This is a genomic window from Acinetobacter sp. NIOH-H-8 (assembly GCF_046635365.1).
Lineage (GTDB): Bacteria > Pseudomonadota > Gammaproteobacteria > Pseudomonadales > Moraxellaceae > Acinetobacter.
This window is the reverse complement of the sequence record NZ_JBHDVN010000246.1, coordinates 1-422: the sequence shown is the minus strand read 5'-3', so window position 1 is coordinate 422 and position 422 is coordinate 1. Positions and strand designations below refer to the sequence as shown.

The following is a 422-nucleotide window of genomic DNA, read 5'->3' as shown; positions in this document are numbered from 1 at the left end:
CCGATAAACAGTCCCATAAAGGTGGCGGAGGCGAAGGCCGCCTGGTCGGCGATGCCGAAGATGCCCGCCTGTCCGGTGTGGAAAATGCCCTCCGCCAGCAGGCCCGCGCTGATATACCCGGTCTGGAAGAGATCGTAGAGCTCAAAGAAGCCGCCAAGTGAGAGCAGGGTAATAAACGACCATAACCCAAATGAGGCGGGCAGCGCATCAATGCGTCCGGTTAAGCTGGCGTGCGGTTCTCCTGGCGAAGCATAGGGCGTTTCGCCGAGAACCTGGGTGGTAGACATGGTGTTGTGTTCCTCAGGAAGAATGGTTTGCCTGCTAATGTTAATTGATTGTTAATAGTTTTAAATTTTTAATCCTTAGCCTTAGCGACATTCTTTAGCGTAAGATCGCGCTGGGGAGACATAAAGTTGATATTC

At 52.4% G+C, this 422-nt stretch carries 1 protein-coding gene; it reads right to left on the bottom strand.

The window, feature by feature from the left end:
• The coding region (locus ACEWB7_RS18050) for a hypothetical protein (protein ID WP_411581093.1) at positions 1-287 on the bottom strand (287 nt) is incomplete at its 3' end.
• Between the last annotated feature and the right edge of the window lie 135 nt (positions 288-422).